Genomic DNA, 26,206 nt, shown 5'->3' with positions numbered 1-26,206 from the left:
ATGATGCGACGCTCGCTCGCCGGCCGCATGCTGCTGTGGCTGCTGCCCGCGCTGGCGGCGACCATCGCGCTGCCGCTGCTGCTGCATGCGTGGTTGGACGATGCCTGGCTGGCGTTCCTGCTGTCGGCATTGATCGCGCTGCCGCTGGCGATGCTGGCGGTGCGGCGCGCGCTGCGGCCGATGAACGCGCTGTTCCGCGCGCTCGCCGGTAGCGTCAACAGCTACCGCGACGGCGAGTACAACTTCGGCATCCACTGGCGCGGCCGCGACGAACTCGGCGAGCTGGTGCAGGCGCACGGCGAACTTGGCGACGTGCTGCGCGAGCAGCGGCAGAACCTGGTGCAGCGCGAGCTGCTGCTGGACACGATGGTGCAGAACACGCCGGTGGCGATGCTGCTGCTGGCGCCCGGCGGCGACGGCGTGCGCCGGGTGGTGTTCGCCAACCTGGCCGCGCGCAAGCTGCTGCACGGCGGCTGGAAGCTGGAAGGACAGGCCTTCGACGCGCTGATGGATCAGGCGCCGGTGGAGATGCGCGAGGCGATGCTGCGCGGCGGCGACAGCCTGTTCGCGGTCGGCCAGGAGGACAGCGAGGGCGACGAGCAGGTCTACCACCTGGCGCGCCGCCACTTCCGCCTCAACGGCCGCCGCCACGAGCTGCTGCTGCTGCGCCTGCTGACCAGCGAACTGCGCCGGCAGGAGGTGATGACCTGGAAGAAGGTCATCCGCGTGATCAGCCACGAACTGAACAACTCGCTGGCGCCGATCGCCTCGCTGGCGCATTCGGGCGGCGAGCTGCTGCGGCGCGGCCGCCATGATCGGCTGGAGGAGATCTTCTCGACCATCGAGGATCGCGCGCGCCACCTGGAAGGCTTCATCCGCGGCTACGCGCGCTTCGCCAAGCTGCCGCAGCCGCAGTTGCAGACGGTGGACTGGGAAAGCTACCTGGCCGGCCTGGGCCGGCAGATCGGCTTCACCCTGGAGACCTCGGAACCGGGATTGAGCAGCCGCATCGATCCGGTGCAGTTCGAGCAAGCGCTGCTCAACCTGCTCAAGAACGCGCACGAGGCCAGCGGCGATGCCGACATGGGCCAGCCGCACCAGATCCGCATCCGGCTCACCCGGCTGCCGGACTGGCTGCGCATCGAGGTGCTGGATCGCGGCAGCGGCATGAACGAGGCGGTGTTGCAGAACGCGCTGGTGCCATTCTATTCGACCAAGCGCAACGGCACCGGACTGGGACTGGCGTTGACCCGCGAGATCGTCGAGGCCCACGGCGGACGGCTGTCGCTGCACAACCGTGAGGAAGGAGGGCTGTGCGTGGCGATCCAGTTGCCGTTGGAGGATGGCCACTGAAACGGCTCTTCCCCCTCCCCTTCAAGGGGAGGGCTTTGGGGCGTCGCTCTCGAACGCATTCGCGTTGACGTCCGGCACCGCACCAGCGCAGAACATGCGCCGCCTTGCTTTTCCCCCTCCCCTTCAAGGGAGGGCCGGGGTGGGGATGGTTCTCCGGCCCGACAAGAGGAGTCCCGGCCAACTGACCGCTACACCATCCTTCCCAACCCTCCCCTTGAAGGGGAGGGCTTTGGGGCGTCTCCCCTTGGGAGGGCTTCCGAGCCTGCGCTACTTCTTCACCGGCCGCTGCCAGCCCTCGATGCTGTGCTGGCGCCCGCGCGCCACCGTCAGCGCATCGGCGGGTGCGCGCTTGGTGATCACCGAACCGGCGCCGATGGTGGCGCCCTGCTCCAGCGTCACCGGCGCGACCAGCGCGCTGTTGGAGCCGACGAACACGCCATCCTCGATGGTGGTGACCGACTTGTTGACGCCGTCGTAGTTGCAGGTGATGGTGCCGGCGCCGATGTTGACCTTGCTGCCGATCACCGCATCACCCAGGTAGCTCAGGTGGTTGGCCTTGCTGCCGGCGCCGAGCGTGGTCTTCTTGGTCTCGACAAAGTTGCCGATGTGCACGCCGTCGGCCAGCACCGTGCCCGGGCGCAGCCGCGCGTACGGGCCGATCTGCGCCGCGCCTTCGCTGACCACGCCTTCCAGGTCGCAGTGCGCGCGCACCTGCGTGCCGGGGCCGAGCCTGACGTCCTTCAGCCGCGTGTACGGGCCGATGCGCACGCCGTCGCCCAGCTCGACCTCACCTTCGAGGATGACGTCGACGTCGATCTCGACGTCGCGGCCGACGCGCACGCGCCCGCGCTGGTCCAGGCGCGCCGGATCCAGCAGCCGCACGCCCTCCAGGCACAGCGCACGCGCCGCACGCAACTGCCAGGCGCGCTCGAGCTGCGCCAGCTGCCAAGGATCGTTGGCGCCCTCGGCCTCGATCGGATCGGCCACCAGCGCCATCTCGGCCGGGGTGAACTCGGCCGCGGCCGAGGCGAAGATGTCGGTCAGGTAGTACTCACCCTGCACATTCTGGTTGGACAGCGCGCCCAGCCAGCGCTTCAGCGCGGTGGATTCGGCGGCGACGATGCCGGTGTTGACGGTGCGGATGCGGCGCTGCTCGTCGCTGGCGTCCTTGTGCTCGACGATCGCGGCGACATGGCCCTCGGCGTCGCGCACGATGCGGCCGTAGCCGGACGGGTCCTCAGGCTCGGCCACCAGCACCGCCAGCCGCGCGTCGCCGCGCAACAGGCGCTGCAGCGTCTCGGCGCGGATCAGCGGCACGTCGCCGTACAGCACCAGCACCGTGGCCGCGTCCGGCACCTCCGGCATCGCCTGCGCGACCGCGTGGCCGGTGCCGAGCTGGCGCGCCTGCTCGGCCCAGTGCAGATCGGGCTGGTCGGCGAACGCCGCGCGCACCTGCTCGCCGCCGTGGCCGTAGACCACGTGGATGCCGGCCGGCCGCAGCGCCCGCGCCGCTTCGATCACGTGCGCCAGCATCGGTCGTCCGGCGACGGGCTGCAGCACCTTGGGCAGTGCCGATTTCATCCGCTTGCCCTCGCCTGCGGCGAGGATGACGACGTGTAACGGTTGGCTCATCGAATGCTTCTCCTTTCCCGCCATTAACGGTTGCCGCCCAGCTGATAGCATAAGTGGAATTGGCATCGGGACCCTCGGCAGGACATGCGACATCTCGGCGGATGGCTGGAAAATGCCTTGGCATGGCTGGGGCCGGTTCTGCTGCTGGGGGGATTGGCCGCCAACAGGCTATGGGAGCAATGGCCATCGGGGCGGATGGGCGAGCTGCTCTTGATCGCCTTGGCGGTACTGGGCACAGCCACGCTCCTGAAGCGCCTGGTCCGATGGTCGACAGCCAGCCTTGCGATTCTGCTTTGGGCCTTGCTGCTCGTGGTGTTCAGCGGCGCTTTGCCGGTGCTGGCCACCATCCTGTTCTCCATCGCCTCCGTCGCGTTGGGTGGCCTGGTCTACAGGCAAGGCCCGTTGGCGTTGCAGGGCTTGCTGGGTGCACTCCTGTTCGCGGGCTGCGTGGGCTGGCTTCTGCCGCTGCCCATGCACCGGGGATGGCTTTACCTGTTGGCCTGCGCAGCCTTGATCGCATGGCGCCGCCAGCCGCTGGCCGACGCCTTGCGCTCGGCCCGGCGGCAATGGACGGATGCCGTTGCGGCCTCTCCCCGCACCGCCACGTTCTCGATCCTCGTCCTGGGCCTGGCCAGCACCGGCTGCTGGTTGCCGACGCTCCAGTACGACGATCTCGCCTATCACCTCAGGCTTCCCTGGCAACTGCAGGAGCAGGGCTTCTACTCCCTGGATCCGCGTTTCCAGGTCTGGGCATTGGCGCCCTGGGCATCGGATGTCTTGCATGCCATCCCGCAGGTGATGCTGGGCGCGGAAGCGCGCGGCCCGGTCAACGCCGTCTGGCTGCTCGTCACCGCGGCCGGTGGCTGGCGGCTGGCGGCGCACATGGATGCTGCTCCTTCCGCGAGCTGGCTGGCGATCACGCTGTTCGGCAGCCTTCCGCTCACCGCGGCACTGGCCGGCGGCATGCAGACCGAGCTGCCCTCCGCCGCCGCGCTCGTCTGGATGCTGGCGCTGATCGCGGGTCCCAGGGACGGAAGCTTCCGCTGGTGGGCCGTACTCGCGATCCTGGCGGGCGGACTGGCCGCCATGAAGCTGACGTCCGCCGCCATGGCGGGCATCCTGCTGGCATGGGCGCTGATTCGCCATCCCTGGCCTTCTCCTTCGCGCATCCTGGCGATCATCGCCATCGGACTGGCATTGGCCGGTTCCAGCTATGTGTATGCCGCCGCGATCACGGGCAATCCGGTGCTGCCGCTGTTCAACGGCTGGTTCGAATCCGATTACTTCGCGGCTACCAACGTCATCGACCTGCGTTGGCGCACGGGCTTCAATGCCGGCATGCTCTGGAACATCACCTTCGACACCGATCAATACCTGGAAACCTTCGATGGCGGCGGCGGTTTCTTGCTGGTCGCCCTGGCGGGAACCTGGCTGCTGTCCTTCTTCCGCCCGCAGACGCGGCCCGCGGCCCTGCTGGCGACGTCCGTGCTGCTGTTGCCGCTGGTGCCCATACAGTACCTGCGCTATGCCTACCCCGGCCTGGTCCTGCTTGCCATCGTCCTGGTGACCGCGGGCTTCCAAAGCGGCGTGCGCCGTTTTTCCTGGCTCGTGATCGGCCTGTGCGTGCTCAACCTGGCGTACCAGTCGAACAGCCACTGGACGCTGCGCACCGGCATGTTGAAGCAGACGATAAAGGTCCAGGGCAGGGACGCTCCCCTGTTCGAGCAATACGCTCCGGAAAGGCTCCTTGCCTCGACCATCCGCGAATCCGCATCCGCCGGCGGCAACGTCCTGGTCCTGGATCCGGCCCACCCCTATTTCGCCGACCTGGGCAGCAGGGGCCGCACGACGGCCTGGTATTCGCCACGGCTGGCCGCAGCGGCCGCGCATGCGGATGCCGATGCAAGCGGTCGGGAATGGGTGGAGCTCATGCGCAGCGAGCGCATCGGCGAGGTCATCGTGCGCCCGCAGAACATCACGCCTGCGCAGGCGCAGGCGTTGCGTGCTGTCGGCGCAGTGCGCAAGGCGGCAATCGGCGAGGCGGAATGGTGGAGCCTGCCCGAGTGAGCGGGCGGCCGTCATGAGCCTGGCCAGGCAAGGAAAGCTCTTCCTGGCGATGGGCATACTCCAGTGGCTGGTCGACTGGCTGGTCACCGTACTGCTGAGCCAAGCCGGCCTTTCGCTGGAACTCGCCAATGTCTTGGGACGGGTCACCGGCGCCATGCTCGGCTTCTGGTTGAATGGACGGTTCACTTTCGCGCGCCCGGGAGCGGTCCTCGGCGGCAGCCAGCTGCTGCGCTTCCTATGCCTCTGGCTGGTGCTCACCGCCGTCAGCACCGCAGCCATGAGCGCGATCGGGCACCATTCCGGTTTGCAGCGGGCCTGGCTGGCCAAGCCGCTGGTCGAGGCCGGGCTTGCCGTCATCAGCTTCTTCCTCTCCCGCCATTGGGTCTATCGTTGAGCCATGAGCAACGCCTACCGCATCGCGGTCGTGATTCCCTGCTACCGGGTCCGCTCCCGGATCATGCCGGTCATCGAATCCATCGGGCCGGAGGTCGGATGGATCATCCTGGTCGACGATGCCTGTCCGGAATCCACCGGGGAATGGGTCGCACGGCATTGCAGCGACCCGCGCGTCACCGTGCTGACCCATCCGGAGAACCTCGGCGTGGGCGGTGCGGTCATCACCGGGTATCGCCACGCCCTGACCACGGCCGCCGACGTGGTCATCAAGCTCGACGGCGACGGCCAGATGGATCCTGCCCTGATCCTGCGCATCGCCGGTCCCCTGCTCGCGGGGCAGGCCGACTACGCGAAGGGCAACCGTTTCCACCGGATCGGGTTCGCCAAGGGCATGCCCTGGGTCCGACTGGTGGGCAACGCGATCCTGTCGCTGCTGACCAAGCTTTCCAGCGGCTATTGGCAGCTCTCCGACCCGACCAACGGCTATACCGCCATACGCCGCGAACTGCTCTCCGAACTCGAACTGGAACGCGTCTCCCGGCGTTATTTCTTCGAATCCGACCTGCTCTACCACCTCAACCAGATCCGCGCGCTCGTCGTCGATATCCCGATGCGCGCCCGCTACGAGGACGAGCCCAGCAGCCTGAGTCCGTTGAAGGTCCTCATCCCCTTCCTGCTGGGCAACCTCCGCAACACCCTGCGCAGGATCGGCTACAGCTATTTCCTGCGCGGCTTTTCCGTCGCCAGCGTGGAGTTGCTGCTGGGCAGCCTGCTGCTGACCGCGGGCGCGGGCTTCGGCCTGTGGCAATGGCACGATTCCGCCGAAAGCGGCGTGCCCGCGACGGCGGGCACCGTGATGCTGGCGGCGCTTCCCATCATCCTGGGGATGCAGATGCTGTTGTCCTGGCTGAACTTCGATGTCACGGCCGAACCCAGGCAGGTACTGCATACGCTGCTTGGCGATCGTCAAATGCCGATGAAGCAGGCCCTCCGCTCCAAGGAAAACGCCGGCTGACGCCGGCGTTTTCCTGTCGTTCAATCACCCTTGCGCGGGTTCAGTGCTTGAGCGTCTTGCGCAGCCGCTCCAGCGCCTGCAGCTGCACCACCGCCTCGGCCAGCTTGGCCTGCGCCTCGGCCAGGTCCATCGCCTCGGCGCGGTTGGCCAGCACGCGTTCGGCTTCTTCCTTGGCCTTGCGCACCGACGCCTCGTCGATGTCCTGCGCGCGGATGGCGGTGTCGGCCAGCACGGTGACCACCTGCGGCTGCACCTCGAGGATGCCGCCGGAGATGGCGAAGTCCAGGTGCTCGCCGTCGGGCAGGGTGACCACGACCTTGCCCGGCTTGAGGCGGGTGATCAGCGGCGCGTGCTTGGGCGCGATGCCCAGCTCGCCCAGCTCGCCGGTGGCGACGACCAGGGTGGCCTCGCCGTGGAAGATTTTCTGCTCGGCGCTGACGATGTCGCAACGGATGGTGCTCATGGTGCCTCGCTGTGCGAGGCGGGAATGGGGAATGGGGAATGGGGAATGGGAAAAACGGATTCACCGCTTCTTCCATCTCACCGCATCGTCCCGATCCCGGATTGCCCGCCTTCGACTATTCCCGATTCTCGATTCTCGATTCCCGAAGATCGCCGCTTAAGCGGCGATCTTCTTCGCCTTCTCGACGGCCTCTTCGATGCCGCCGACCATGTAGAACGCCTGCTCGGGCAGGTGGTCGTACTCGCCGTCGACGATCGCCTTGAAGCCGCGGATGGTGTCCTTCAGCGACACGTACTTGCCGGGCGAGCCGGTGAACACCTCGGCCACGTGGAACGGCTGGCTGAAGAAGCGCTCGATCTTGCGCGCGCGCGACACCGCCTGCTTGTCCTCCTCGCTCAGCTCGTCCATGCCGAGGATGGCGATGATGTCCTTCAGTTCCTTGTACTTCTGCAGCGTGGCCTGCACGCGGCGCGCGGTGTCGTAGTGCTCGTGGCCGATGACGTTCGGGTCGAGCTGGCGGCTGGTCGAATCCAGCGGATCCACCGCCGGGTAGATGCCCAGCGAGGCGATGTTGCGGCTCAGCACGACGGTGGCGTCGAGGTGGGCGAAGGTGGTGGCCGGCGACGGGTCGGTCAGGTCGTCCGCGGGCACGTACACGGCCTGGATCGAGGTGATCGAACCGGTCTTGGTCGAGGTGATGCGCTCCTGCAGCACGCCCATTTCCTCGGCCAGGGTCGGCTGGTAGCCCACCGCCGACGGCATGCGGCCCAGCAGCGCCGACACTTCGGTACCGGCCAGCGTGTAGCGGTAGATGTTGTCGACGAACAGCAGCACGTCCTTGCCCTTGCCGCTGGCATCCTTCTCGTCGCGGAAGTACTCCGCCATCGTCAGGCCGGTCAGCGCGACGCGCAGGCGGTTGCCCGGCGGCTCGTTCATCTGGCCGTACACCATCGCCACCTTGTCGAGGACGTTGGAGTCCTTCATCTCGTGGTAGAAGTCGTTGCCCTCGCGGGTACGCTCGCCCACGCCGGCGAACACGGACAGGCCCGAGTGCGCCTTGGCGATGTTGTTGATCAGCTCCATCATGTTGACGGTCTTGCCGACGCCGGCGCCGCCGAACAGGCCGACCTTGCCGCCCTTGGCGAACGGGCACATCAGGTCGATGACCTTGATGCCGGTCTCCAGCAGCTCGTTGGCCGAGGACTGGTCCTCGTACGAGGGCGCGGCGCGGTGGATTTCCCAGTGGTCGGAGGCCTGCACGTCGCCGGCCTCGTCGATCGGGCGGCCCAGCACGTCCATGATGCGGCCCAGCGTGCCGGCGCCGACCGGCACCGAGATGGCCTTGCCGGTGTTGCTGGCGACCAGGTTGCGCTTCAGGCCGTCGGTGGAGCCGAGCGCGATGGTGCGCACGACGCCGTCGCCGAGCTGCTGCTGCACTTCCAGCGTGATGGCGGTGCCGTCGACCTTCAGCGCGTCGTACACCTTCGGCACTTCGCCGCGCGGGAATTCGACGTCGACGACCGCGCCGATGATCTGAACGATCTTGCCCTGACTCATTTTGCTGCTCCGGTTAGCTTTAGTTCTGTCCGGATGGCCTACGCCATCTCAATGCATTTCGGGATTCGGGATTCGGGATTCGGGATTCGGGATTCGTAAAAGCGCGTCACGCTGCTCTTATCCAATCCCTAATCTCCAATCCCGTATCCCGGCTCTTACACCGCCGCCGCGCCGCCGACGATTTCGGAGATTTCCTGGGTGATCGCCGCCTGGCGGGCCTTGTTGTAGACCAGCTGCAGCGTGCCGATCAGCTTGTTGGCATTGTCGCTGGCCGCCTTCATCGCGACCATGCGCGCGGCGTGCTCGGAAGCGATGTTCTCCAGCACGGCCTGGTACACCAGCGACTCGATGTAGCGGGTGATCACGTGCTCCAGCACGGTCGCCGCATCGGGTTCGTAGATGTAGTCCCAGTCGTGCTGGGCCACCGCCTTCTCCGAAGCCGGCAGCGGCAGCAGCTGATCGAAGCTGGCCTTCTGCGTCATCGTGTTGACGAAGCCGTTGTAGACCAGGTACACGCGATCCAGGCGGCCTTCGGTGTAGGCGTCCAGCATCACCTTGATGACGCCGATCAGCTGCTCCAGCTTGGGGGTGTCGCCCAGGTGGGAGACGCTGCCGACCATGTTGACCTTGATGCGGCGGAAGAACACCGACGCTTTCTGGCCGATGGTCACCACGTCGATCTCGGCGCCCTTGTCCTGCCACTGGCGCAGTTCGCCCAGCGCCTTGCGGAACAGGTTGTTGTTCAGGCCGCCGGCCAGGCCGCGGTCGGAGGAGATGACGATGTAGCCGACGCGCTTGACGTCCTTGCGCTCGACCAGGAACGGATGCTGGTAGTCGGTGTTGGCCTGGGCCAGGTGGCCGATCACCTGCTTCATCGCGCGCGCGTACGGGCGCGAGGTCTTCATCCGATCCTGCGCCTTGCGGATCTTGGAGGCCGAGACCATTTCCAGCGCACGGGTCACCTTGCGGGTGTTCTGCACGCTCTTGATCTTGGTTTTGATTTCTCTGCCGCCTGCCATTGCTCGCTCCGCTCACTGGGAATCGGGAATGGAGAATGGGGAATCGGCAAAGCCGGCCCGCTTCTCGCTTCTGACGATTCCCGATTCCCTATTCTCTATTCCCGGCCGGCTCAGTAGGAGCCGGTGGCCTTGAACTCGCCGATGCCCTTCTTGAAGGCGCCTTCGATTTCGTCGTTCCAGTTGCCGCTGGCGTTGATCGTCTTGACCAGGTCGCCGGCGGTATTGTCGAAGTGCGCGTGCAGGGCTTCCTCGAAGGCGCCGATCTTGTTGACCGGCACGTCGTCCAGGTAGCCCTCGTTGACCGCGTAGATCGACAGCGCCTGGTGGGCGATCGACATCGGCTGGTACTGCTTCTGCTTCATCAGCTCGGTGACGCGCTGGCCGCGCTCGAGCTGCTTGCGGGTGGCTTCGTCCAGGTCCGAGGCGAACTGCGCGAACGCGGCCAGCTCGCGGTACTGCGCCAGCGAGATGCGGATGCCGCCGGACAGCTTCTTGATGATCTTGGTCTGGGCGGCGCCGCCGACGCGCGACACCGAGATGCCGGCGTTCACGGCCGGGCGGATGCCGGCGTTGAACAGGTCGGTTTCCAGGAAGATCTGGCCGTCGGTGATCGAGATCACGTTGGTCGGCACGAACGCGGACACGTCGCCGGCCTGGGTCTCGATGATCGGCAGCGCGGTCAGCGAGCCGGTCTGGCCCTTGACCTCGCCGTTGGTGAACTGCTCGACGTACTCCTCGGACACGCGCGCGGCGCGCTCGAGCAGGCGCGAGTGCAGGTAGAACACGTCGCCCGGGTATGCTTCGCGGCCCGGCGGGCGCTTCAGCAGCAGCGAGATCTGGCGGTAGGCCACGGCCTGCTTGGACAGGTCGTCGTAGACGATCAGCGCGTCCTGGCCGCGGTCCATGAAGTACTCGCCCATCGTGCAGCCGGAGTAGGCGCTGATGTACTGCATCGCGGCCGACTCGGAGGCGGTGGCGGCGACGACCACGGTGTGGGCCAGCGCGCCGTTCTCTTCCAGCTTGCGCACGATGTTGGCCACCGTCGAGGCCTTCTGGCCGATGGCGACGTACACGCACTTGATGCCGGTGCCCTTCTGGTTGATCACCGCGTCGATGGCCATCGCGGTCTTGCCGGTCTGGCGGTCGCCGATGATCAGCTCGCGCTGGCCGCGGCCGATCGGGATCATCGCGTCGACCGACTTGTAGCCGGTCTGCACCGGCTGGTCGACCGACTTGCGCCAGATCACGCCCGGGGCGACGCGCTCGACCGGCGCGCTCAGCCTGGCGTCGATCGGGCCCTTGCCGTCGATCGGCTCGCCCAGCGCGTTGACCACGCGGCCGAGCATTTCCGGGCCGACCGGCACTTCGAGGATGCGGCCGGTGGTCTTGGCCACGTCGCCCTCACGCAGGTGCTCGTAGTCGCCCAGCACCACCGCGCCCACGGAGTCGCGCTCCAGGTTCAGCGCCAGCGCGTAGGTGTCGTTGGGCAGCTCGATCATTTCGCCCTGCATCACGTCGGCCAGGCCGAAGATGCGCACGATGCCGTCGGACACGCTGGTCACGGTGCCTTCGTTGCGGGCCTCTGCGGCCAGCTTGACTTTCTCGATGCGGGTCTTGATCAGGTCGCTGATTTCGGAAGGGTTGAGCGTGGTAGCCATTTCAGTGGTTTCCTGTTTCGTGCGTCGCGACGTGCGGCGCGCGGAGTTCTTTACGTCTTTCGGGAATGGGGAATCGAGAATCGAGAATGGTCAAGCGGCTATACCGCGCTTCAACCACTCCCTATTCCCCATTCCCTATTCCCCGCTTCATCAGTGCGCCAACGCCGATTGCAGGCGCGCCAGCTTGCCCTTCAGCGATCCGTCGATGACCACGTCGCCGGCGTCGATGACCGCGCCGCCGATCAGCGACTCGTCGACCGCGGTGTCGATCTCGACCTCGCGGCCGAAGCGCTTCCGCAGCGCCGCCTTGATCGCGTCCAGCTCGGCCGCCGGCAGCGCCGTGGCCGAGGTCACCTTCGCCTTGACCACCTGCTCGGCCTCGGCGCGCAACTGCTCGTACAGGGCGGCGATCTCCGGCAGCTGCGCCAGGCGGCGGCCTTCGGCCAGCACGCCGAGGAAGCGGGTGAAGGATTCGCCGGCCGGTTCCGGCGCCAGCAGCGCGATCGCGTCGGCCTGGGCCAGCTGCGGGTTGGGCAGCAGGGCGGCCACGCGCGGATCGCTGGCGGCAAGCGCGGCGAAGCCCAGCGCGGCCGACCAGCCGGCGAAATCGCCCTCGTCGCGCGCCAGCGCGAACGCGGCACGGGCATAGGGGCGGGCAACGGTGAAGGCCTGGCTCATGGGTCGTCCGTTCAGATCTGCTGGGCGAGCTCGTCGAGCAGCGCCTTGTGGGCGTTGGCGTCGATTTCGCGCTTGAGGAGCTTCTCGGCACCGCTCACCGCCAGCGCGGACACCTGCTTGCGCAGGTCCTCGCGGGCGCGGGTGGCCGCCGCCTCGATCTCGGCCTGCGCCACTTCCTTCTGGCGGTTGGCCTCGGCGATGGCCTCGTTCTTGGCCGCGTCGATGATCTGGTTGGCGCGCAGGTGCGCCTGGTCGATGATCTCGTTGGCCTTGGTGCGCGCTTCCTTCAGCGCCTCGTTGACCTTCTCCTGCGCCTGCGCCAGGTCCTTCTGGCTGCGGTCGGCAGCGGCCAGGCCCTCGGCGATTTTCTGCTGGCGCTCTTCGATGGCGCGCAGCAGCGGCGGCCAGATGTAGGTCGCGATGATCCAGATCAGACCGGCGAACGCCAGCGCCTGGGCAATTAGGGTAAGACCGATGTTCATGGGTGCGCTCTGCCTGTGCTCAGGACGCCCGCGGCCATGGCCGCCGGGCTTCCTGCCTGCTGCCGCCGCCCGCTACGCGGAACGGCGGCAGAGCCGTAGGAATGCCGATTGGAACCGGCAGTTACGGGGCCAGTCCGCCGACCAGGAACGGGCTGGCGAAGGCGAACAGCAGGCCGACGGCGACGCTGATGATGAACGCGGCGTCGATCAGGCCGGCGGTGATGAACATGCGGACCTGCAGGACCGGGATCAGTTCCGGCTGGCGGGCGGCCGATTCCAGGAACTTGCCGGCCATGATGGCCAGGCCCAGGCCGGCGCCCAGCGCGGCCAGGCCGATCATGATGCCGATGGCCAGAACGGTCGAGGCCTGGACGGAAGCGAGGGCGGTCAGTGCGGTTTCCATGGTTTTCTCCGGAACGAATTGCGTAAGGGTTAGCGGTGGGTACGAAGGGTGAAGCGGAAAGCGTTCAGTGGCTGTCTTCCGACAGGCTCAGGTAGACGATCGACAGCATCATGAAGATGAAGGCCTGCAGCGGGATGACCAGCAGGTGGAACAGCATCCAGCCCAGGCCGAACGTCGCGCCGCCGAGCATGCCGACGATGCCGGCGCCGCCCAGCACCCAGATCAGCAGGAACACGATCTCGCCGCCGAACATGTTGCCGAACAGTCGCATCGCCAGCGAGATCGGCTTGGACAGCCATTCGACGATGTTGAGGATGAGGTTGAACGGCAGCATCCACTTGCCGAACGGCGCGGTCAGGAACTCCTTGGCGAAGCCGCCGAAGCCCTTGGAGCGGAAGGCGAAGAACAGCATCAGGAAGAACACGCTGATCGACATGCCCAGCGTCGCGTTGACGTCGGCGGTCGGCACCGGCTTCCAGTACGGCACGCCGAGCAGTTCCAGCGGCTTGGCGATGAAGTCCGCCGGGATCATCTTCAGCAGGTTCATCATCAGGATCCAGAAGAACAGGGTGATCGCGATGGGCGTCACCAGCTTGCTGGTCCCGTGGTAGGTGTCGCGCGCCTGCTTGTCGACGAACTCCAGCAGGATCTCGATGAAGGCCTGCCACTTGCCGGGCACGCCGGCGGTGGCCTTGCGGGTGGCCAGCCAGAAGGCGAAGACGACCAGCAGTCCCATCAGCACCGAGGTGACGATGGTGTCGACGTGGATCGCCCAGAACCCGCCTTCCTGCACCTGGAAGGTCAGGTTGTGGAGGTGGTGCTGGATGTAGCTGGTGGGTGTCAGATCCTCGCCCGCCATGTGTCCGGAACCTTCTGTCTGATGTGAATTCGGTTTATCGACGGCTGGCCGCGGCCAGCACCTGTGCCACCAGTCCGGCGACGAGCCCGGCCAGCAGCGGCAGCGGGGGCAGCTTCCAGGCCCCGATACCGACCGCCAGCAAGGCGAACACCACCAGCCACTTCAACAGCATGCCCAGCACCAGCCGCAGCATCGCCGCGCCGGCCGGCAGCACGCCGCCGCCGCCGCCGAGGGCCAGCCGGGCCGCCACCAGCCCGCCCGCCAGCATCGCCCCCGCGCCCAGCGCCGCCGCCAGCGCCTGGGGCAGGCCCCGGAGCAGGAACAGCGCCGCGACCAGCAGCGCCGCCAGCAGTTGCCAGGCTGCGGCGCGCAATGCCAGCCGCCGGCCCGTAGCGACGGAATTGAGCACGGGAAGTCCTGCGGAGGAAGCGGGTAACGGCCTAAAAGCGCCTCGCCGAGCCGCAAAAGTATAGCAGGCAGGCTTTTTCCGGGACAACCGGCGGATGTCCCGGATCCGGCCCGGGACAGGCTTTATTTCGCCTGGGGCACGACCCGGGGGTCCGCGGCACGGCGCCCGGGCCATCCCGGGATGGCCCTGTTCATAATTTTCCCGTGAAATTTCCGGAACTTTGTCCGCAACGCCGGGTCATTGCCTGCGAGGTCTGCTTCCCAAACTTCCTCGTCCGATGCTCCGTCGCAGACCTTCCCAGCCCCGTGGCCCGCAGGCCCGGGGCTTTTTGTTGGGTCCGGTGGTGCGCCGGACGCCCGCTCACGGCGAGACCTTGCGCTTGAGGGCGCGCGCCAGCGGCTGCGGCAGGCGCGCCAGCGAATCCAGGACGTGCGGCAGCAGGCGCAGCTTCAGGCCCGAGAAGGCGCTGGGCACCACCGCCTCGATGAGGTGCGGGCCAGGCGTGCGCAGCGCGTGCGCGAGCGCCTCGACCAGCGCCTGCGTGGTGGTGGCGCGCACCGAATGCACGCCCATGCCGGTGCCCAGCCGCACGAAATCCAGGTCCGGGTTGGCCAGATCGAGCTGCGAGCGCGCCTTGCCGCCGGCGGCGGCGCTTCCGGTCGCGCCCACCCGCTGCAGTTCCATGTTGAGGATGGCGTAGGAGCGGTTGTTGAAGACGATCGTGGTGACGTCGAGCCGTTCGCGCGCCATCGTCCACAGCGACTGCAGGGTGTACATGGCCGAGCCGTCGCCGACCAGGGCCAGCACGGGCCGGTCCGGGCAGGCGATGGCGGCGCCCACCGCGTTGGGCAGGCCCTGGCCGATGGCGCCGCCGGTCAGGGTGATGACGTCGTGGCGCGGCGCACCGCGGGTGAAGTGCGGCAGCATCACTCCCGAGGTCTGCGCCTCGTCCACGATGATGGCGCCCTCGGGCAGCAGGTGGCCCACCGCCTTGCAGACCTTCTCGGCGGTGAGCCAGGCCGGCGGGGCGGCCGGGACGGACCGGGGCCTGCAGCACCGGCGCGGTGGCGTCGGCGCCGAGCCGGGCGGACAGGCGCCGCAGGGCGTCCAGCGCATCCTGCGCCGGGCTGGCCAGCACGTGCACCTGGCAGCCTTCGGGCACCAGATCGCTGGCCTTGCCGGGGTAGGCGAAGAAGGACACCGGCGACTTGGCATCGACCAGCACCAGGTGTTGCAGTCCGTGCAGCTGCACCGAGGCCAGTTCGGCCAGGTAGGCCAGGCGCTCGACGTGCGGCAGGCCCGCGCCGCGCTCGATGCGGGTCGGGAAGACCTCCGCGAACAGCCGCACGCCCGCCTTGGCCGCGATGCGCGCGGCCGCCAGCAGGCCCGGCTCGCGCAGCGCGCGCGGGCCCAGCAGCAGGGCGGCCTTTTCGCCGGACCGGAGGGCCTGGGCGATGGCGTCGATGGCCGCGTCGTCGGCCGGCGGCGGCGGCGCCACCGGCGGCAACGGCGCAGGCACGCCGCCCTCGCCCCAGGACACGTCGGCCGGCAGGATCAGCGTGGCCACGTTGCCCGGCGCGGTCATCGACGCGGCCACCGACTCGGCCGCGTCGCGGCACAGCGCCGCGGTGCTGGCCGAGGTGCGCACCCAGGTCGACACGTTGCGCGCCACCGTCTCGATGTCGGACTGCAGCTGCGCGTCGTACTTCACGTGGTGGGTGGCGTGGTCGCCGACGATGTTGACCACCGGCACGCGGCCCTTGCGCGCATTGTGCAGGTTGGCCAGGCCGTTGCCCAGCCCGCAGCCCAGGTGCAGCAGGGTGGCGGCCGGCTTGCCGGCCATGCGCGCGTAGCCGTCGGCCGCGCCGGTGGCCACGCCCTCGAACAGCGCCAGCACGGCGCGCATGCGCGGCTCGTGGTCCAGCGCGGCCACGAAATGCATCTCGGAGGTGCCGGGATTGCTGAAGCACACGCTCACGCCGGCGTCGGCAAGGGTCTTGATCAGGGCTTGGGCGCCGTTCATGGGGTCTCCTTGGTAAGAGGCGTCAGGGATGGGAACGATCCAGGTGGGTGGCCCTGATATCGGCCACCCGGGTCACCCCGGCCAGGGTCATGGCCAGCCGCAGTTCCTGCCGCCAGCGCTGCAGCAGATCGGCCAGGCCGCGCTCGCCGGCCGCGGCCAGCGCCCAGACCCACGGGCGGCCGACCAGCACGCCGCGCGCGCCCAGCGCCAGCGCGCGGAACACGTCCACGCCGCCGCGGATGCCGCCATCGACCAGCACCTCGGCCTGCGCGCCCACGGCCTGCACGATGGCGGGCAGCCTGGAGGCGGTCGAGGCCGCGCCATCGAGCTGGCGCCCGCCGTGGTTGGAAACCACCAGCCCCTGCGCGCCGGCGCGCACGGCCGCACGCGCATCGTCCTCGTCCAGGATGCCCTTGAGCAGCAGGGTGCCGGGCCACTGCCCGCGCAGCCAGTCGATGCCGGCCCAGGTGACGGAAGGATCGAACTGCGCGTCCACCCAGGCCTTGAAGGCGTCCATGTCGCGCGCGTCGGGCACGTGATCGGCGAGGCTGCCGAAGGCGTGCGGCTTGCCGCGCAGCGCCACGTCCCAGGTCCAGGCGGGGTGGCCGAGCAGGTCCAGCGCCCGGCCCAGCCGCGCGCGCGCCGTGCCCGCGGACAGGCCGTTGCGGATGTCGCGGTGACGCAAGCCCGGCAGCGGCAGGTCCACGGTGAAGACCAGGGTGCGGCAGCCGGCGTCCCAGGCGCGCTGCAGCAGGGCCTGGACGATGCCGCGGTCGCGCAGCATGTAGAGCTGGAACCACGCCGGCCGGGCCACGGCGCGCTGGATTTCCTGCAGCGGGCAGATGCCCACGGTGGACAGGGTGAAGGGCACGCCCGCCGCCGCCGCCGCGCGCGCGGCCTGCACCTCGCCGCGGCGGGCCATCATGCCGGCCAGGCCCACCGGGGCCAGCGCCAGCGGCATGTCGCAGGCCTGCCCGGCCAGCACGGCGCCGGTGTCCACGCCCTCGACGTCCACCAGCACGCGCTGGCGCAGGATCACCTTCGCCCAGTCGGCTTCGTTGGCGCGCAGGGTCTGCTCCTCGCCGGCGCCGCCGTCCACGTAGTCGAACAGGAAGCGCGGCAGCCTGGCCCGGGCGAGGCGTCGGTAGTCGGCGGCGGTGGCGGGCAGTTGCAGTGGCATGGAGATGGCCCTCGGTCCCGGCCCGGCCTCAGCCGCCGGCCGCGATGGAGCGCGCGGCGGCGCGGGCGGTGAGGATGCAGCCGGGCAGGAAGGTGCCTTCCAGCGAGCGCCTGCCGTGGGCGCCGCCGCCGCCGAAGCCGGCCGCCTCGCCCACGCAGTACAGCCCCGGCACCGCGCTGCCGTCGGCACGCAGCACGCGGCTGTGCAGGTCGGTCTGCAGGCCGCCCAGGCTCTTGCGGGTGATGAGCCGGGTCTGGATGGCGATGTAGGGCCCGGCCCCCCGGGCCTGCAGCGGCGCCGGCTTGCAGGTGCGCAGCCGGTCCGGGCGCCACTGGCGCGCGTGCAGGATGCGGCGGATCTGGTCGTCGTTGGCCAGCGCCAGGCCGTTGCCGAAGTTGGCGTCGAAGGCGTCGGCCGTGGCCTGCAGCACGTCCGGATCGATGTCGCCGCTGCCGGTCAGGCCATTCATCTTCCGCGCCAGCCCGGCCAGGCGGTCGTCGACCAGGAAATGCGGGCTCTCGCGCTGCATCTGCCGCACCAGCCGGTGGTTGCCCCGCAGCGTTTCCAGCACGAAGCGCACGAACTGGCGGTCGCGCAGGCGCGGGTTGTGCTCGGCGCCGGAGATGGCGAACTCCCTGGCGGCGATGCGCCAGTTCATCAGCTGCCAGGTCCAGGGCTTGTCCAGCGCGGCCACCCGCTGGCACAGGTCATGGGTGTCGAAGCCGGTGACCAGCGGCTCGGGGCCGATGCGCCGGCCCTGGTGGTCCAGCCACAGCGCCGACTTGCAGGGGATGAGCGACAGCCCGTGGCCGGGGAAGTGCGGCTGCGGGTGCGGGATGCCGGCGGCGTAGTTCCACATCTCGCCGGCATGGGTGACCTGTCCGCCGAGTTCGTCGGCCACCCGCCGGTGCAGTTGGCCGTCGGCGAAGGGATGGGCGCCGTTGAGCATCTCCGCCGGGCGCGGGCACCGGGCCGGCCAGTGGGCGATCGCCTGCTCGTGCGAGCCGTTGATGCCGCCGGTGGCCAGCACCACCACCGGCGCCTCCACGCGCATCCGGGCGCCGCCGGCCTCCCCGGCCACCTGCACGCCCGCGACCCGGCCCGCGCCGTGCTCGATGGCGGTGACCCGGTGGCCGCTGAGCAGCCGCAGGCGCCCGCCGGAGCCGGCCGCCTGCATCGCCGCGACCATGCGGCGCGCCAGCTCGCGCGCGGTGCCCCAGACGATGTGGTAGCGCGGCACGCTGTTGCCTTCGCCGAAGCGCCCGCGCTCGACCCAGCTCACCGCCGGGAAGAACCTGATGCCCTGCGACACCAGCCAGTCGTGGACCTGGCCGCGCGAGTGCTGCACGTAGTATTCGGCCCAGCGGCGCGGCCAGACGTCGGCCTCGCCCAGCTCGCCGAAGCGCAGCCAGTCGCGCAGCGCGCGCTCGGGCGAATCGGGGATCTTCATGCGCCGCTGCAGCGGCGTGTCCACCAGCGCCATCCCGCCGAAGGCCCACAGCGCCAGGCCGCCGAGGCGCTCGGGGCTGTCGCGGTCCACCACGGTGACGTGCAGGCCGGCGCGCAGGCATTCCAGCGCGGTGACGATGCCGGCCAGCCCGCCGCCCGCCACCAGCACGTCCGTGCGAAGGGTGTCCGCCATGCCGCCCCCTGTCATTGCCCGATGCCCCTTCGCGCAGCTTAGGCAGGTAAGATGCGGCGGCATTGACCTTGCAGGCCAACCGGATTGACCACAGAGGCCACGGTATCGATCAGCTGGGTCCAGACCGTGCTCGCGCAGGCGCGCCGGCAGGGCGTGGCCGACCACGCGCTGGTGGCGGCGGCCGGCATCGCGCCGGCGGCGCTCGCGCTCGAACGCTGGCCCATCGATCACATCACCCGCCTGTGGCGGGCCGCGACCGCGCTGACCGGGGATCCCGGTTTCGGCCTCAAGGCCGGCTCGTCGGCGGGGCCGGCCAGCCTGAACGTGGTCGGCTTCATCGTCCAGTCGGCCGCCACCTTGAGGCAGGCCCTGACGGCCATCCAGAAGTACCAGAGCCTGGTTTCCGACGGCATGCGCCTGCAACTGCTCGCGGTCGATGAGGCGAGCTGGCTGATCTACCACCCGCGCCAGGGCGATCTGGCCTTCAGCCCGCAGCAGGTCGAGGCGGTGCTGGCGACGGTGGTGAACGCCGCGCAATGGGTCACCCGGCAGCCGCTGCGGCCGCTGCGCGTGCGCTTCGGCCACCCGCCACAGGGGCCGCTGCCGGCCTACCGCGACGTCTTCGCCTGCCCGATCGAATTCAACGCGGCCTTCAGCGGGCTGCTGCTGGACAACGCCGTGCTGGATCGCCCGATGCCGCAGGCCAATCCGCAGCTGGCGCGCATGCACGAGTCGTTCGCGACGGCGCAGCTGTCGCAACTGGCGCAGGGCCAGCGGCTGGATCACGCGGTGCAGGCCTGGATCGGCCGCCAGCCGTGGCTGCCGCCGCCCACCCGCGAACAGGCGGCCCGCGCGCTGGGCCTGAGCCCGCGCACGCTGGCGCGCCAGCTGCAGTCGCTGCGGACCTGCTATGCGGATCTGCTGGATCGCGCGCGCCGCGAGGCGGCGCTGCAACAGGTCGGCGAAACCGAAAAAGCCTTCCGCGACATCGCCCTGGAACTCGGCTTCGCCGAACTCAGTCCCTTCTACCGGGCATTCACCCGCTGGACCGGCATGACGCCCGGGCAGTGGCGCGGGCGGCCTGCGGTCTTGCGGCAGAACCTCGCGTAGCTGCGTCTTCCGAATCATCGCGCGTGGCGATTGCGCGCCGCGCGTTCCGTCATGCGCTTTCACTCCCGCTCCACCGCAGCTGCCGCAAGGTGGGGCCACTTCGGGCCTGTTTTCCCGGCCCATTCCCCCATCTGGAGCCGCAACGATGAAGTCATTGCTTGTGCCTGCCGGTGCGCTTTTCCTGGCGCTGGCTTCCCATGCCGCCTGCGCGCAGGACGCCGATCACGACCGCTTCACCCTGCGCATCGGCGCGATGAACGCCGATGCCAGCGGCGAGCTGCGCGGCGTCACCGAATACCTGGACGAGGACTTCTCGTTCGCCGAGGGCTACGACTTCGGCAGCAAGGAATGGGTACCGCGCATCGACGGCGTGTTCCGCCTGGGCCAGCGCAACCGGCTGATCTTCGACTACTTCCAGTACGACAAGGACCAGCGCGCCACGCTGGGCAGCGATCTGTCCTACGACGACGTGACCCTGCCGGCCGGCAGCTACGCCGAGAGCAACATCAAGTTCCAGCTCGCCAGCCTGATGTACGACTACTCGGTGGTCGATACGGCGACCTTCACGATGGGGCTGCAGATCGGCGCCGAGTGGGCCAAGGTCGAGGGCCGGCTGTACGCCGAGGCCGGCGACGACAGCTATGACGCGCGCGCCAGCGAGGACGGCTACGCGCCGGTGGTCGGCCTGCGCCTGACCGCCACGCCCAATGAGCGCTGGCTGTTCAACCTGCAGGGGCAGTACCTGGACGCGGACTGGGGCGACTTCGGCGACTACGACGGCAGCATCACCCGCGCCAACGCGCTGGCCGAGTACCGCTTCACGCCGAACTTCGGCGTGTTCGTCGGCTACGACTGGTTCAAGCTCGACGTGGAGCGCAGCGGCGGGGCCGGCCTGCTGGGGCTGGACCAGCGCTTCAAGGGGCCGGTGGCGGGGTTGACGCTGGCGTTCTAGGGAATCTTCGGATCATCCGTCATCCCGTGCAGGCGGGGATGATGGTGAAGGGGGGATTCGTCATCCGGCTCGCGCCAGATGAAGGAACAGGGATGCGACAAGGCAGCGGATGAATCAATAGCTATCGCCTATTGGAATGAGCGGCAAGATTCATTGGACATGGTGATGACCCTCCCCATAATGAGAATGAATCTCATCGGGTGCTGGCCATGACCAAGACCTTTTCCTTCGCCGTCCTGCATTTCTCGGTCGCCTTCCTGGTCGGCTGGGCATTGACCGGCAGCTGGCTGGTCGGTGGCGCGCTGGCGCTGGTGGAGCCGGCCTGCAACACCGTCGTGTTCCACTTCCACGAGAAGATCTGGAAGCGCATCGAGCGCCGCCGCGGCGAACGCGCGGCGACGGCGCTGACCGCCTGAGTGGGAGCAACATCAGTCGCGACGGCAACCTGTACGGTTCTGCCTGTCGCGACTGACGTCGCTCCCACGCAGGGGCACTACTTCTTCTTCGGGATGTAGAGGTCGGTGATGGTGCCCTCGTAGACCTCGGCCGCCATCGCCACCGTCTCGCCCAGCGTCGGGTGGGGATGGATGGTGTGGCCGATGTCGCCGGCCTCGGCGCCCATCTCGATCGCCAGCGCCAGTTCGGAGATCAGGTCGCCGGCATGCACGCCGACGATGCCCGCGCCGATGACGCGGTGGCTGGCCTCGTCGAAGATCAGCTTGGTGAAGCCCTCGGTGCGGCCGATGCCGATGGCGCGGCCGCTGGCCGCCCACGGGAACTTGCCGACGCCGACCTTCAGGCCCTTGGTCTTGGCTTCGGTCTCGGTCACGCCGACCCAGGCGATCTCCGGGCTGGTGTAGGCCACCGACGGGATCACCCGCGCCACCCACTCCTTCTTCTCGCCGGCCGCCACTTCCGCGGCCAGCTTGCCCTCGTGCGTGGCCTTGTGCGCCAGCATCGGGTTGCCGACGATGTCGCCGATGGCGAAGATGTGCGGCACGTTGGTGCGCATCTGCGCATCGACCGGGATGAAGCCGCGATCGCTGACCTGCACGCCGGCCTTGTCGGCGTCGATCTTCCTGCCGTTCGGCGCGCGGCCGACGGCGACCAGCACGCGATCCCAGCTGCCCGACTCCAGCGCCGGCTTCTCGCCCTCGGTCGCCGCCTCGAAGGTGACGGCGATGCCCTTCTTCTCGGCCTTGACGCCGGCCGCCCTGGTCTTCAGGTGCACCTCGATGCCCTGCTTCTTCAGGCGGTCGGCCAGCGGCTTGACCAGATCCTTGTCGGCGCCGGGCATCAGCTGGTCCATGAACTCGACCACGGTGACCTTGGCGCCCAGCGCGGCGTACACCGTCGCCATCTCCAGGCCGATGATGCCGCCGCCGACCACCAGCAGGGTCCTGGGCACCTCGGCCAGTTCCAGCGCGTCGGTCGAATCCATCACGCGCGGGTCGTCCCACGGGAAGTTCGGCAGCTTCACCGCCTGCGAACCGGCGGCGATGATGCACTGCTCGAAGCGCAGCAGCTGGGTCTTGCCGTCGCTACCGGCGATCTCCAGTTCGTGCGGCGAGACGAACTTCGCCACGCCCTGCACCGTGCGCACCTTGCGCTGCTTGGCCATGCCGACCAGGCCCTTGGTCAATTGGCCGACGACCTTTTCCTTGTAGCCGCGCAGCTTGTCGAGGTGGATCTTCGGCGCCGGGAACTCGATGCCGCATTCGCCGGCGTGCGCGGCTTCCTCGATGATCGCCGCCGAGTGCAGCAGCGCCTTGGACGGGATGCAGCCGACGTTGAGGCAGACGCCGCCGAGGCTGTCGTAGCGCTCGACCAGCACGGTGTCCAGGCCCAGGTCGGCGGCGCGGAAGGCGGCGGTGTAGCCGCCGGGGCCGGAGCCGAGCACGACGATGCGGCATTCGACGTCGGCCGGCTTGCCGGTGCCCAGCGCCGGCTTCGGCGCCGGCGGCTCGGCAGGCGCGCGGTGCGAGGGCGTGACCGGCGGCTTGCTGGCCGGCGCGGCGGCCGGCGCCGCTGCCGGCGCGGGCGCGGGCGCTTCCGCCTTGGCCGGTGCGGCGGCGGCGGCGGTTTCCAGCAGCGCCACGACGTGGCCCTCGGACAGCGTGTCGCCCAGCTTGACCTTCAGCTCCTTGACCACGCCGGCGGCGGTGGACGGCACTTCCAGCGTGGCCTTGTCCGATTCCAGCGTGACCAGGCCCTGGTCCTTCTTCACCGTGTCGCCGACCGCGACCAGGATTTCGATGACCGGCACGTCGGCGTAGTCGCCGATGTCCGGAACCTTGATTTCGATGACTGCCATGTTGTCTCCCGTTCCTGTCAGCCGCCTTGGCCGGCGAGGGATTGCTGCAATTCGTCCAGCGATTCGCTCAGCGCGTCCCAGCGACGGTCGCGCTTGCTGTCCTTGGTGTCGGTGGCCTCGATCAACCGCGTGGCCTGCTCGATGATGTATCCGGCCGGGCCGCAGCGCGGCGCGGCGCCGCTGTAGCGGTCCTCGCCCAGCGCCAGCGACATCACCTCGCGCTCCAGCACCGGCGCGGTGCGATCGGCCGGCACCGCCTGCTGCAGGGCCTGCCGCCACAGTCCCAGCAGCCGCTGCGCCAGCGCGGCGGGCATCGGCACTTCGCGCGCGTCCGGCTGCTGCGCGGTGCGCAACTGCATGCCGGCGCGGGTGCCTCCGCTCTGCCAGTACAGGATGCGCTGGTCCGCGCGGCTGTAGCGCAGGCGCCAGTCCGCGCCCTCGGCGCCCGGCCACAGGGCCAGGCCGCTTTCCTTGCCGGTGTGCGGCAGCCAGGTCAGCGCCAGCGCGGGCCGCACGCCGTCGGTGAACAACTGCTCGGCGGCCTCGCCGTAGTTGGCGGTGGCCGGCGGCCAGCCGTGGCCGAGGTCCACCTGGCACTCGCGCGCGCCGGCGGCGGCCGCCAGCGGCAGCAGCGCCATGCCCAGCAGCGGTGCGAGGCGGCGCGGCGTCACAGCAGCACGCGGCGCAGGTCGGCCAGCAGCTGCGCCAGGTAGGCGGTGAAGCGCGCCGCGGCGGCGCCGTCGATGACGCGGTGGTCGTAGCTCAGCGACAGCGGCAGCATCAGGCGGGGCTGGAACTGCTTGCCGTCCCAGACCGGCTGCATCGACGACTTGGACACGCCGAGGATGGCCACTTCCGGCGCGTTGACGATCGGGGTGAAGGCCACGCCGCCGATGCCGCCCAGCGAGGAGATCGAGAAGCAGCCGCCGGACATCTCGGCCGGGCCGAGCTTGCCCTCGCGCGCCTTCTTCGCCAGTTCGCCGCTTTCCTGCGCGATCTCGTTGACGCCCTTCTTGTCGACGTCGCGGATCACCGGCACCACCAGCCCGTTCGGCGTGTCGGCGGCGAAGCCGATGTGGAAGTACTTCTTCAGCGCCAGGTTCTCGCCGCCGGCGTCGAGCGAGGCGTTGAACTCGGGATACTTCTTCAGCGCCGCCACGCTGGCCTTCATCAGGAAGGCGAGCATGGTCAGCTTGATGCCGGACTTCTCGTTCTCCTTGTTCAGCGCCACGCGCAGCGCCTCGAGATCGGTGATGTCGGCGTGATCGTGCTGGGTGACGTGCGGGATCATCGCCCAGTTGCGCGCCAGGTTGGCGCCGGAGATCTTCTTGATGCGCGACAGCGCGACGGTCTCGACCTCGCCGAACTTGGCGAAGTCCACCTTCGGCCACGGCAGCAGGTTGAGGCCGCCACCCGCGGCCACGGGCGCGCCCGGCGACGGCGCGCCGCCGGCCAGGGCGGCCTTGACGTAGCGCTGCACGTCCTCGCGGCTGATGCGGCCGTTGCGCTCGCTGCCCTTGACCTGGGCCAGGTCGACGCCGAGCTCGCGCGCGAACAGGCGCACCGCCGGGCTGGCGTGCGGCACCTTGTCCGGCAGCACGCGATCGGCGTTGAACTCGACCGGCGGGCTGCGCGGCGGCGCGGCCTCGGGGTCGATGCCGGGCCTGCCGTCCAGCGCCTGCGGCGTGGACTGCTGCGCCTGCGCGATGTCGCGCTGGGCCAGGCGATCGGGCTGCTTGTTGACGTTGACCGGCTCGACCACCGGGTCGGCCTCGCGCGCTTCCGCCGGGGCGGCGACGGCGGCGGGCCTGGATTCCTGCGCGGCGGCGGGCGCGGGCGCGGCCGGGGCGGCGCCGGACCCGCTGGCCTCGATGATCGCCACCAGCGCGCCCTCCGACAGCGTGTCGCCCAGCTTGACCTTCAGCTCCCTGACCACGCCGGCGTGCGCCGAGGGCACCTCCAAGGTGGCCTTGTCCGACTCCAGCGTGACCAGGCCCTGGTCCTTCTTCACCGTATCGCCGACGGCGACCAGCACTTCGATCACGGGCACGTCGCTGTAGTCACCGATGTCGGGAACGCGTGCTTCCTTGAGGTCGGCCATGAGCAACTCCAGCGATGGGCTTCGAAAAGGGAACCCCTATTGTGGCCATCGCCGGGCATCGCGCCAACCTCTGCCGGCAAGTTTTTCCGCGTTGTCGCGGGACATCGGCGGCCAATGCCGCATCGCGCGCGTTTTCGATGCGCGCTGGTATCTCTTTGGTCGGGCCGGTTTCCGATCGGATCGCGCGGTTGCCGCCAGGCAGACGATACGCCGGCGCATCCTCCTGCCATGCCGATTCCGGCACCCGCGCCATGCAGTCGCGCGCGGGCGTGCGTGCATCATCCCCCGCCGGCCGCCTGCCAGGGCCGCACCACCAGCAAGGCGCCGGCGGCGACCAGCAGCGCGCCGAACAGGCGCACCGCATCGACCGGCTGGCGCGCCTGCAGCACGCCGTAGTGGTCCAGCAACAGCGATCCGATCAACTGTCCCGCCACCACCAGGCAGATCAGCGAGGCCGCGCCGGTACGGCTGATCAGCAGGGTCGAGGCCGCGACATAGATTGCGCCGATGGCCCCGCCCGTCCATGCCCACCACGGCACCTTCGCCAGCGCCAGCTCGCCCAGCGAAGGACGCATCGCCAGCCAGCACACGCCCAGCACCAGGGTGCCGACCGAGAACGACGCCAGCGCCGCGAACAACGCGCCGGCGCCGCTGTGCCGGCCGAGCGCGGCGTTGATCAGCGCCTGCAGGGGCAGCAGCATGCCGATGAGGATGGCCAGGGCGAAGCTTGCGGTTTTCATGCGGAGGCCTTGTTGTGGGGACTAGAGGCTAGGGGCTAGGGGCTAGGGGCTGGAGACTGGAGGCTAGGGGTAGGGGACTCGATTTCGAGGATAGCCGATGCGCTTTTCCTCGCCTCCGGCTTCCAATCCCTGGCCTCTGCTCCATCCCCGCCT

Annotated in this window: 24 protein-coding genes and 1 pseudogene; 7 read left to right on the top strand and 18 right to left on the bottom strand. The window is 69.2% G+C overall.

The window, feature by feature from the left end:
* Positions 1-1,353: a sensor histidine kinase gene (locus AAG688_RS02150; protein WP_411833727.1), complete on the top strand. Its 1,353-nt coding sequence runs from the start codon at positions 1-3 to the stop codon at positions 1,351-1,353.
* A 267-nt stretch (positions 1,354-1,620) separates the two neighbouring features.
* Here the strand turns inward: AAG688_RS02150 and glmU are convergent, their stop codons facing one another.
* Positions 1,621-2,985, bottom strand: coding sequence for a bifunctional UDP-N-acetylglucosamine diphosphorylase/glucosamine-1-phosphate N-acetyltransferase GlmU (gene glmU, locus AAG688_RS02145; RefSeq protein ID WP_411833726.1), 1,365 nt, complete (start codon positions 2,983-2,985; stop codon positions 1,621-1,623).
* Positions 2,986-3,069: 84 nt separating this feature from the next.
* On the opposite strand from glmU, the gene AAG688_RS02140 reads away from it, so the two are divergent.
* From AAG688_RS02140 to AAG688_RS02130, 3 genes are read left to right on the top strand one after another with little or no spacing between them, the layout of a single operon-like run.
* Positions 3,070-5,052, top strand: coding sequence for a hypothetical protein (locus AAG688_RS02140; protein ID WP_411833725.1), 1,983 nt, complete (start codon positions 3,070-3,072; stop codon positions 5,050-5,052).
* A gap of 13 nt (positions 5,053-5,065) precedes the next feature.
* Entirely contained in the window at positions 5,066-5,446 is a 381-nt protein-coding gene (locus AAG688_RS02135) for a GtrA family protein (protein ID WP_411833724.1), read from the top strand.
* Positions 5,447-5,449: 3 nt separating this feature from the next.
* A complete protein-coding gene (locus tag AAG688_RS02130; RefSeq protein WP_411833723.1) occupies positions 5,450-6,463 on the top strand; it encodes a glycosyltransferase family 2 protein in 1,014 nt (337 codons plus the stop codon).
* A gap of 40 nt (positions 6,464-6,503) precedes the next feature.
* On the opposite strand, the gene AAG688_RS02125 is transcribed toward AAG688_RS02130, so the two are convergent.
* The 13 genes and pseudogenes from AAG688_RS02125 to AAG688_RS02065 form a co-directional block, all read right to left on the bottom strand.
* Positions 6,504-6,926, bottom strand: a complete 423-nt coding sequence (locus AAG688_RS02125) for a F0F1 ATP synthase subunit epsilon (RefSeq protein WP_411833722.1) — start codon at positions 6,924-6,926, stop codon at positions 6,504-6,506.
* 156 nt (positions 6,927-7,082) lie between these two features.
* Entirely contained in the window at positions 7,083-8,483 is a 1,401-nt protein-coding gene (gene atpD, locus AAG688_RS02120) for a F0F1 ATP synthase subunit beta (protein WP_411833721.1), read from the bottom strand.
* A 155-nt stretch (positions 8,484-8,638) separates the two neighbouring features.
* Positions 8,639-9,502, bottom strand: a complete 864-nt coding sequence (atpG, locus tag AAG688_RS02115; RefSeq protein ID WP_411833720.1) for a F0F1 ATP synthase subunit gamma — start codon at positions 9,500-9,502, stop codon at positions 8,639-8,641.
* A gap of 110 nt (positions 9,503-9,612) precedes the next feature.
* Positions 9,613-11,160 (bottom strand): F0F1 ATP synthase subunit alpha, encoded by a 1,548-nt coding sequence (atpA, locus tag AAG688_RS02110; protein ID WP_411833719.1) that lies wholly within the window; start codon positions 11,158-11,160, stop codon positions 9,613-9,615.
* A gap of 150 nt (positions 11,161-11,310) precedes the next feature.
* Entirely contained in the window at positions 11,311-11,838 is a 528-nt protein-coding gene (locus AAG688_RS02105; RefSeq protein ID WP_411833718.1) for a F0F1 ATP synthase subunit delta, read from the bottom strand.
* Between the two features lie 11 nt (positions 11,839-11,849).
* Positions 11,850-12,320: a F0F1 ATP synthase subunit B gene (locus AAG688_RS02100; RefSeq protein WP_411833717.1), complete on the bottom strand. Its 471-nt coding sequence runs from the start codon at positions 12,318-12,320 to the stop codon at positions 11,850-11,852.
* A gap of 121 nt (positions 12,321-12,441) precedes the next feature.
* The gene (atpE, locus tag AAG688_RS02095; protein ID WP_013534007.1) at positions 12,442-12,723 is read right to left on the bottom strand and encodes a F0F1 ATP synthase subunit C; all 282 of its coding nucleotides are present in this window, start codon (positions 12,721-12,723) and stop codon (positions 12,442-12,444) included.
* Between the two features lie 64 nt (positions 12,724-12,787).
* A complete protein-coding gene (atpB, locus tag AAG688_RS02090) occupies positions 12,788-13,582 on the bottom strand; it encodes a F0F1 ATP synthase subunit A (RefSeq protein WP_411833716.1) in 795 nt (264 codons plus the stop codon).
* A 34-nt stretch (positions 13,583-13,616) separates the two neighbouring features.
* The gene (locus AAG688_RS02085; RefSeq protein ID WP_411833715.1) at positions 13,617-13,991 is read right to left on the bottom strand and encodes a hypothetical protein; all 375 of its coding nucleotides are present in this window, start codon (positions 13,989-13,991) and stop codon (positions 13,617-13,619) included.
* Positions 13,992-14,351: 360 nt separating this feature from the next.
* The gene (locus AAG688_RS02080; protein ID WP_411833714.1) at positions 14,352-14,978 is read right to left on the bottom strand and encodes a thiamine pyrophosphate-dependent enzyme; all 627 of its coding nucleotides are present in this window, start codon (positions 14,976-14,978) and stop codon (positions 14,352-14,354) included.
* Positions 14,979-15,069: 91 nt separating this feature from the next.
* A pseudogene (locus AAG688_RS02075) lies at positions 15,070-16,014 on the bottom strand (acetolactate synthase large subunit); the annotation flags it as partial.
* Between the two features lie 22 nt (positions 16,015-16,036).
* Positions 16,037-17,194 (bottom strand): L-lactate dehydrogenase, encoded by a 1,158-nt coding sequence (locus AAG688_RS02070; RefSeq protein ID WP_411833713.1) that lies wholly within the window; start codon positions 17,192-17,194, stop codon positions 16,037-16,039.
* Positions 17,195-17,222: 28 nt separating this feature from the next.
* Positions 17,223-18,836 (bottom strand): FAD-dependent oxidoreductase, encoded by a 1,614-nt coding sequence (locus AAG688_RS02065; RefSeq protein WP_411833712.1) that lies wholly within the window; start codon positions 18,834-18,836, stop codon positions 17,223-17,225.
* 84 nt (positions 18,837-18,920) lie between these two features.
* Here AAG688_RS02065 and AAG688_RS02060 point away from each other — a divergent pair, with 84 nt between their 5' ends.
* The 3 genes from AAG688_RS02060 (at position 18,921) to AAG688_RS02050 (ending at position 21,314) form a co-directional block, all read left to right on the top strand.
* Positions 18,921-19,946 (top strand): AraC family transcriptional regulator, encoded by a 1,026-nt coding sequence (locus tag AAG688_RS02060; RefSeq protein ID WP_411833711.1) that lies wholly within the window; start codon positions 18,921-18,923, stop codon positions 19,944-19,946.
* Positions 19,947-20,091: 145 nt separating this feature from the next.
* Positions 20,092-20,898, top strand: coding sequence for a hypothetical protein (locus AAG688_RS02055; RefSeq protein ID WP_411833710.1), 807 nt, complete (start codon positions 20,092-20,094; stop codon positions 20,896-20,898).
* Positions 20,899-21,107: 209 nt separating this feature from the next.
* On the top strand, positions 21,108-21,314 hold the full coding sequence (locus AAG688_RS02050; protein ID WP_411833709.1) for a DUF2061 domain-containing protein: 207 nt from the start codon (positions 21,108-21,110) through the stop codon (positions 21,312-21,314).
* Between the two features lie 77 nt (positions 21,315-21,391).
* Here the strand turns inward: AAG688_RS02050 and lpdA are convergent, their stop codons facing one another.
* The 4 genes from lpdA to AAG688_RS02030 all read right to left on the bottom strand — a co-directional run bounded on the left by lpdA (position 21,392) and on the right by AAG688_RS02030 (position 26,053).
* Positions 21,392-23,212, bottom strand: a complete 1,821-nt coding sequence (lpdA, locus tag AAG688_RS02045; protein ID WP_411833708.1) for a dihydrolipoyl dehydrogenase — start codon at positions 23,210-23,212, stop codon at positions 21,392-21,394.
* Positions 23,213-23,229: 17 nt separating this feature from the next.
* A complete protein-coding gene (locus AAG688_RS02040) occupies positions 23,230-23,883 on the bottom strand; it encodes a hypothetical protein (RefSeq protein ID WP_411833707.1) in 654 nt (217 codons plus the stop codon).
* Positions 23,880-25,313 carry a dihydrolipoyllysine-residue acetyltransferase gene (locus AAG688_RS02035; protein WP_411833706.1) on the bottom strand — a complete coding sequence of 478 codons (1,434 nt, stop codon included), beginning with the start codon at positions 25,311-25,313 and terminating at the stop codon, positions 23,880-23,882. The genes AAG688_RS02040 and AAG688_RS02035 overlap by 4 nt, the downstream gene beginning before the upstream one ends.
* Before the next feature lie 278 nt (positions 25,314-25,591).
* Positions 25,592-26,053, bottom strand: coding sequence for a DMT family transporter (locus AAG688_RS02030; RefSeq protein WP_411833705.1), 462 nt, complete (start codon positions 26,051-26,053; stop codon positions 25,592-25,594).
* Positions 26,054-26,206 lie beyond the last annotated feature (153 nt).

The sequence above is a fragment of the Pseudoxanthomonas mexicana genome, assembly GCF_046736355.1.
GTDB classification, from domain to species: Bacteria; Pseudomonadota; Gammaproteobacteria; order Xanthomonadales; family Xanthomonadaceae; genus Pseudoxanthomonas_A; species Pseudoxanthomonas_A mexicana_B.
The sequence above is the reverse complement of the archived record's forward strand: the minus strand, read 5'-3'. Positions and strand labels throughout refer to the sequence as shown.

Excerpts from the sequence above, each read along its gene's own strand:
- AAG688_RS02070 (WP_411833713.1), bottom strand. The coding sequence starts at position 17,194 with ATGCCACTGCAACTGCCCGCCACCGCCGCCGACTACCGACGCCTCGCC.
- AAG688_RS02125 (WP_411833722.1), bottom strand. The coding sequence starts at position 6,926 with ATGAGCACCATCCGTTGCGACATCGTCAGCGCCGAGCAGAAAATCTTC.
- AAG688_RS02100 (WP_411833717.1), bottom strand. The coding sequence starts at position 12,320 with ATGAACATCGGTCTTACCCTAATTGCCCAGGCGCTGGCGTTCGCCGGT.
- atpA (WP_411833719.1), bottom strand. The coding sequence starts at position 11,160 with ATGGCTACCACGCTCAACCCTTCCGAAATCAGCGACCTGATCAAGACC.
- AAG688_RS02050 (WP_411833709.1), top strand. The coding sequence starts at position 21,108 with ATGACCAAGACCTTTTCCTTCGCCGTCCTGCATTTCTCGGTCGCCTTC.
- atpE (WP_013534007.1), bottom strand. The coding sequence starts at position 12,723 with ATGGAAACCGCACTGACCGCCCTCGCTTCCGTCCAGGCCTCGACCGTT.
- atpG (WP_411833720.1), bottom strand. The coding sequence starts at position 9,502 with ATGGCAGGCGGCAGAGAAATCAAAACCAAGATCAAGAGCGTGCAGAAC.
- AAG688_RS02140 (WP_411833725.1), top strand. The coding sequence starts at position 3,070 with ATGCGACATCTCGGCGGATGGCTGGAAAATGCCTTGGCATGGCTGGGG.
- lpdA (WP_411833708.1), bottom strand. The coding sequence starts at position 23,212 with ATGGCAGTCATCGAAATCAAGGTTCCGGACATCGGCGACTACGCCGAC.
- AAG688_RS02135 (WP_411833724.1), top strand. The coding sequence starts at position 5,066 with ATGAGCCTGGCCAGGCAAGGAAAGCTCTTCCTGGCGATGGGCATACTC.
- AAG688_RS02130 (WP_411833723.1), top strand. The coding sequence starts at position 5,450 with ATGAGCAACGCCTACCGCATCGCGGTCGTGATTCCCTGCTACCGGGTC.
- AAG688_RS02150 (WP_411833727.1), top strand. The coding sequence starts at position 1 with ATGATGCGACGCTCGCTCGCCGGCCGCATGCTGCTGTGGCTGCTGCCC.
- atpB (WP_411833716.1), bottom strand. The coding sequence starts at position 13,582 with ATGGCGGGCGAGGATCTGACACCCACCAGCTACATCCAGCACCACCTC.
- AAG688_RS02055 (WP_411833710.1), top strand. The coding sequence starts at position 20,092 with ATGAAGTCATTGCTTGTGCCTGCCGGTGCGCTTTTCCTGGCGCTGGCT.
- AAG688_RS02030 (WP_411833705.1), bottom strand. The coding sequence starts at position 26,053 with ATGAAAACCGCAAGCTTCGCCCTGGCCATCCTCATCGGCATGCTGCTG.
- AAG688_RS02065 (WP_411833712.1), bottom strand. The coding sequence starts at position 18,836 with ATGGCGGACACCCTTCGCACGGACGTGCTGGTGGCGGGCGGCGGGCTG.
- AAG688_RS02105 (WP_411833718.1), bottom strand. The coding sequence starts at position 11,838 with ATGAGCCAGGCCTTCACCGTTGCCCGCCCCTATGCCCGTGCCGCGTTC.
- atpD (WP_411833721.1), bottom strand. The coding sequence starts at position 8,483 with ATGAGTCAGGGCAAGATCGTTCAGATCATCGGCGCGGTCGTCGACGTC.
- AAG688_RS02035 (WP_411833706.1), bottom strand. The coding sequence starts at position 25,313 with ATGGCCGACCTCAAGGAAGCACGCGTTCCCGACATCGGTGACTACAGC.
- glmU (WP_411833726.1), bottom strand. The coding sequence starts at position 2,985 with ATGAGCCAACCGTTACACGTCGTCATCCTCGCCGCAGGCGAGGGCAAG.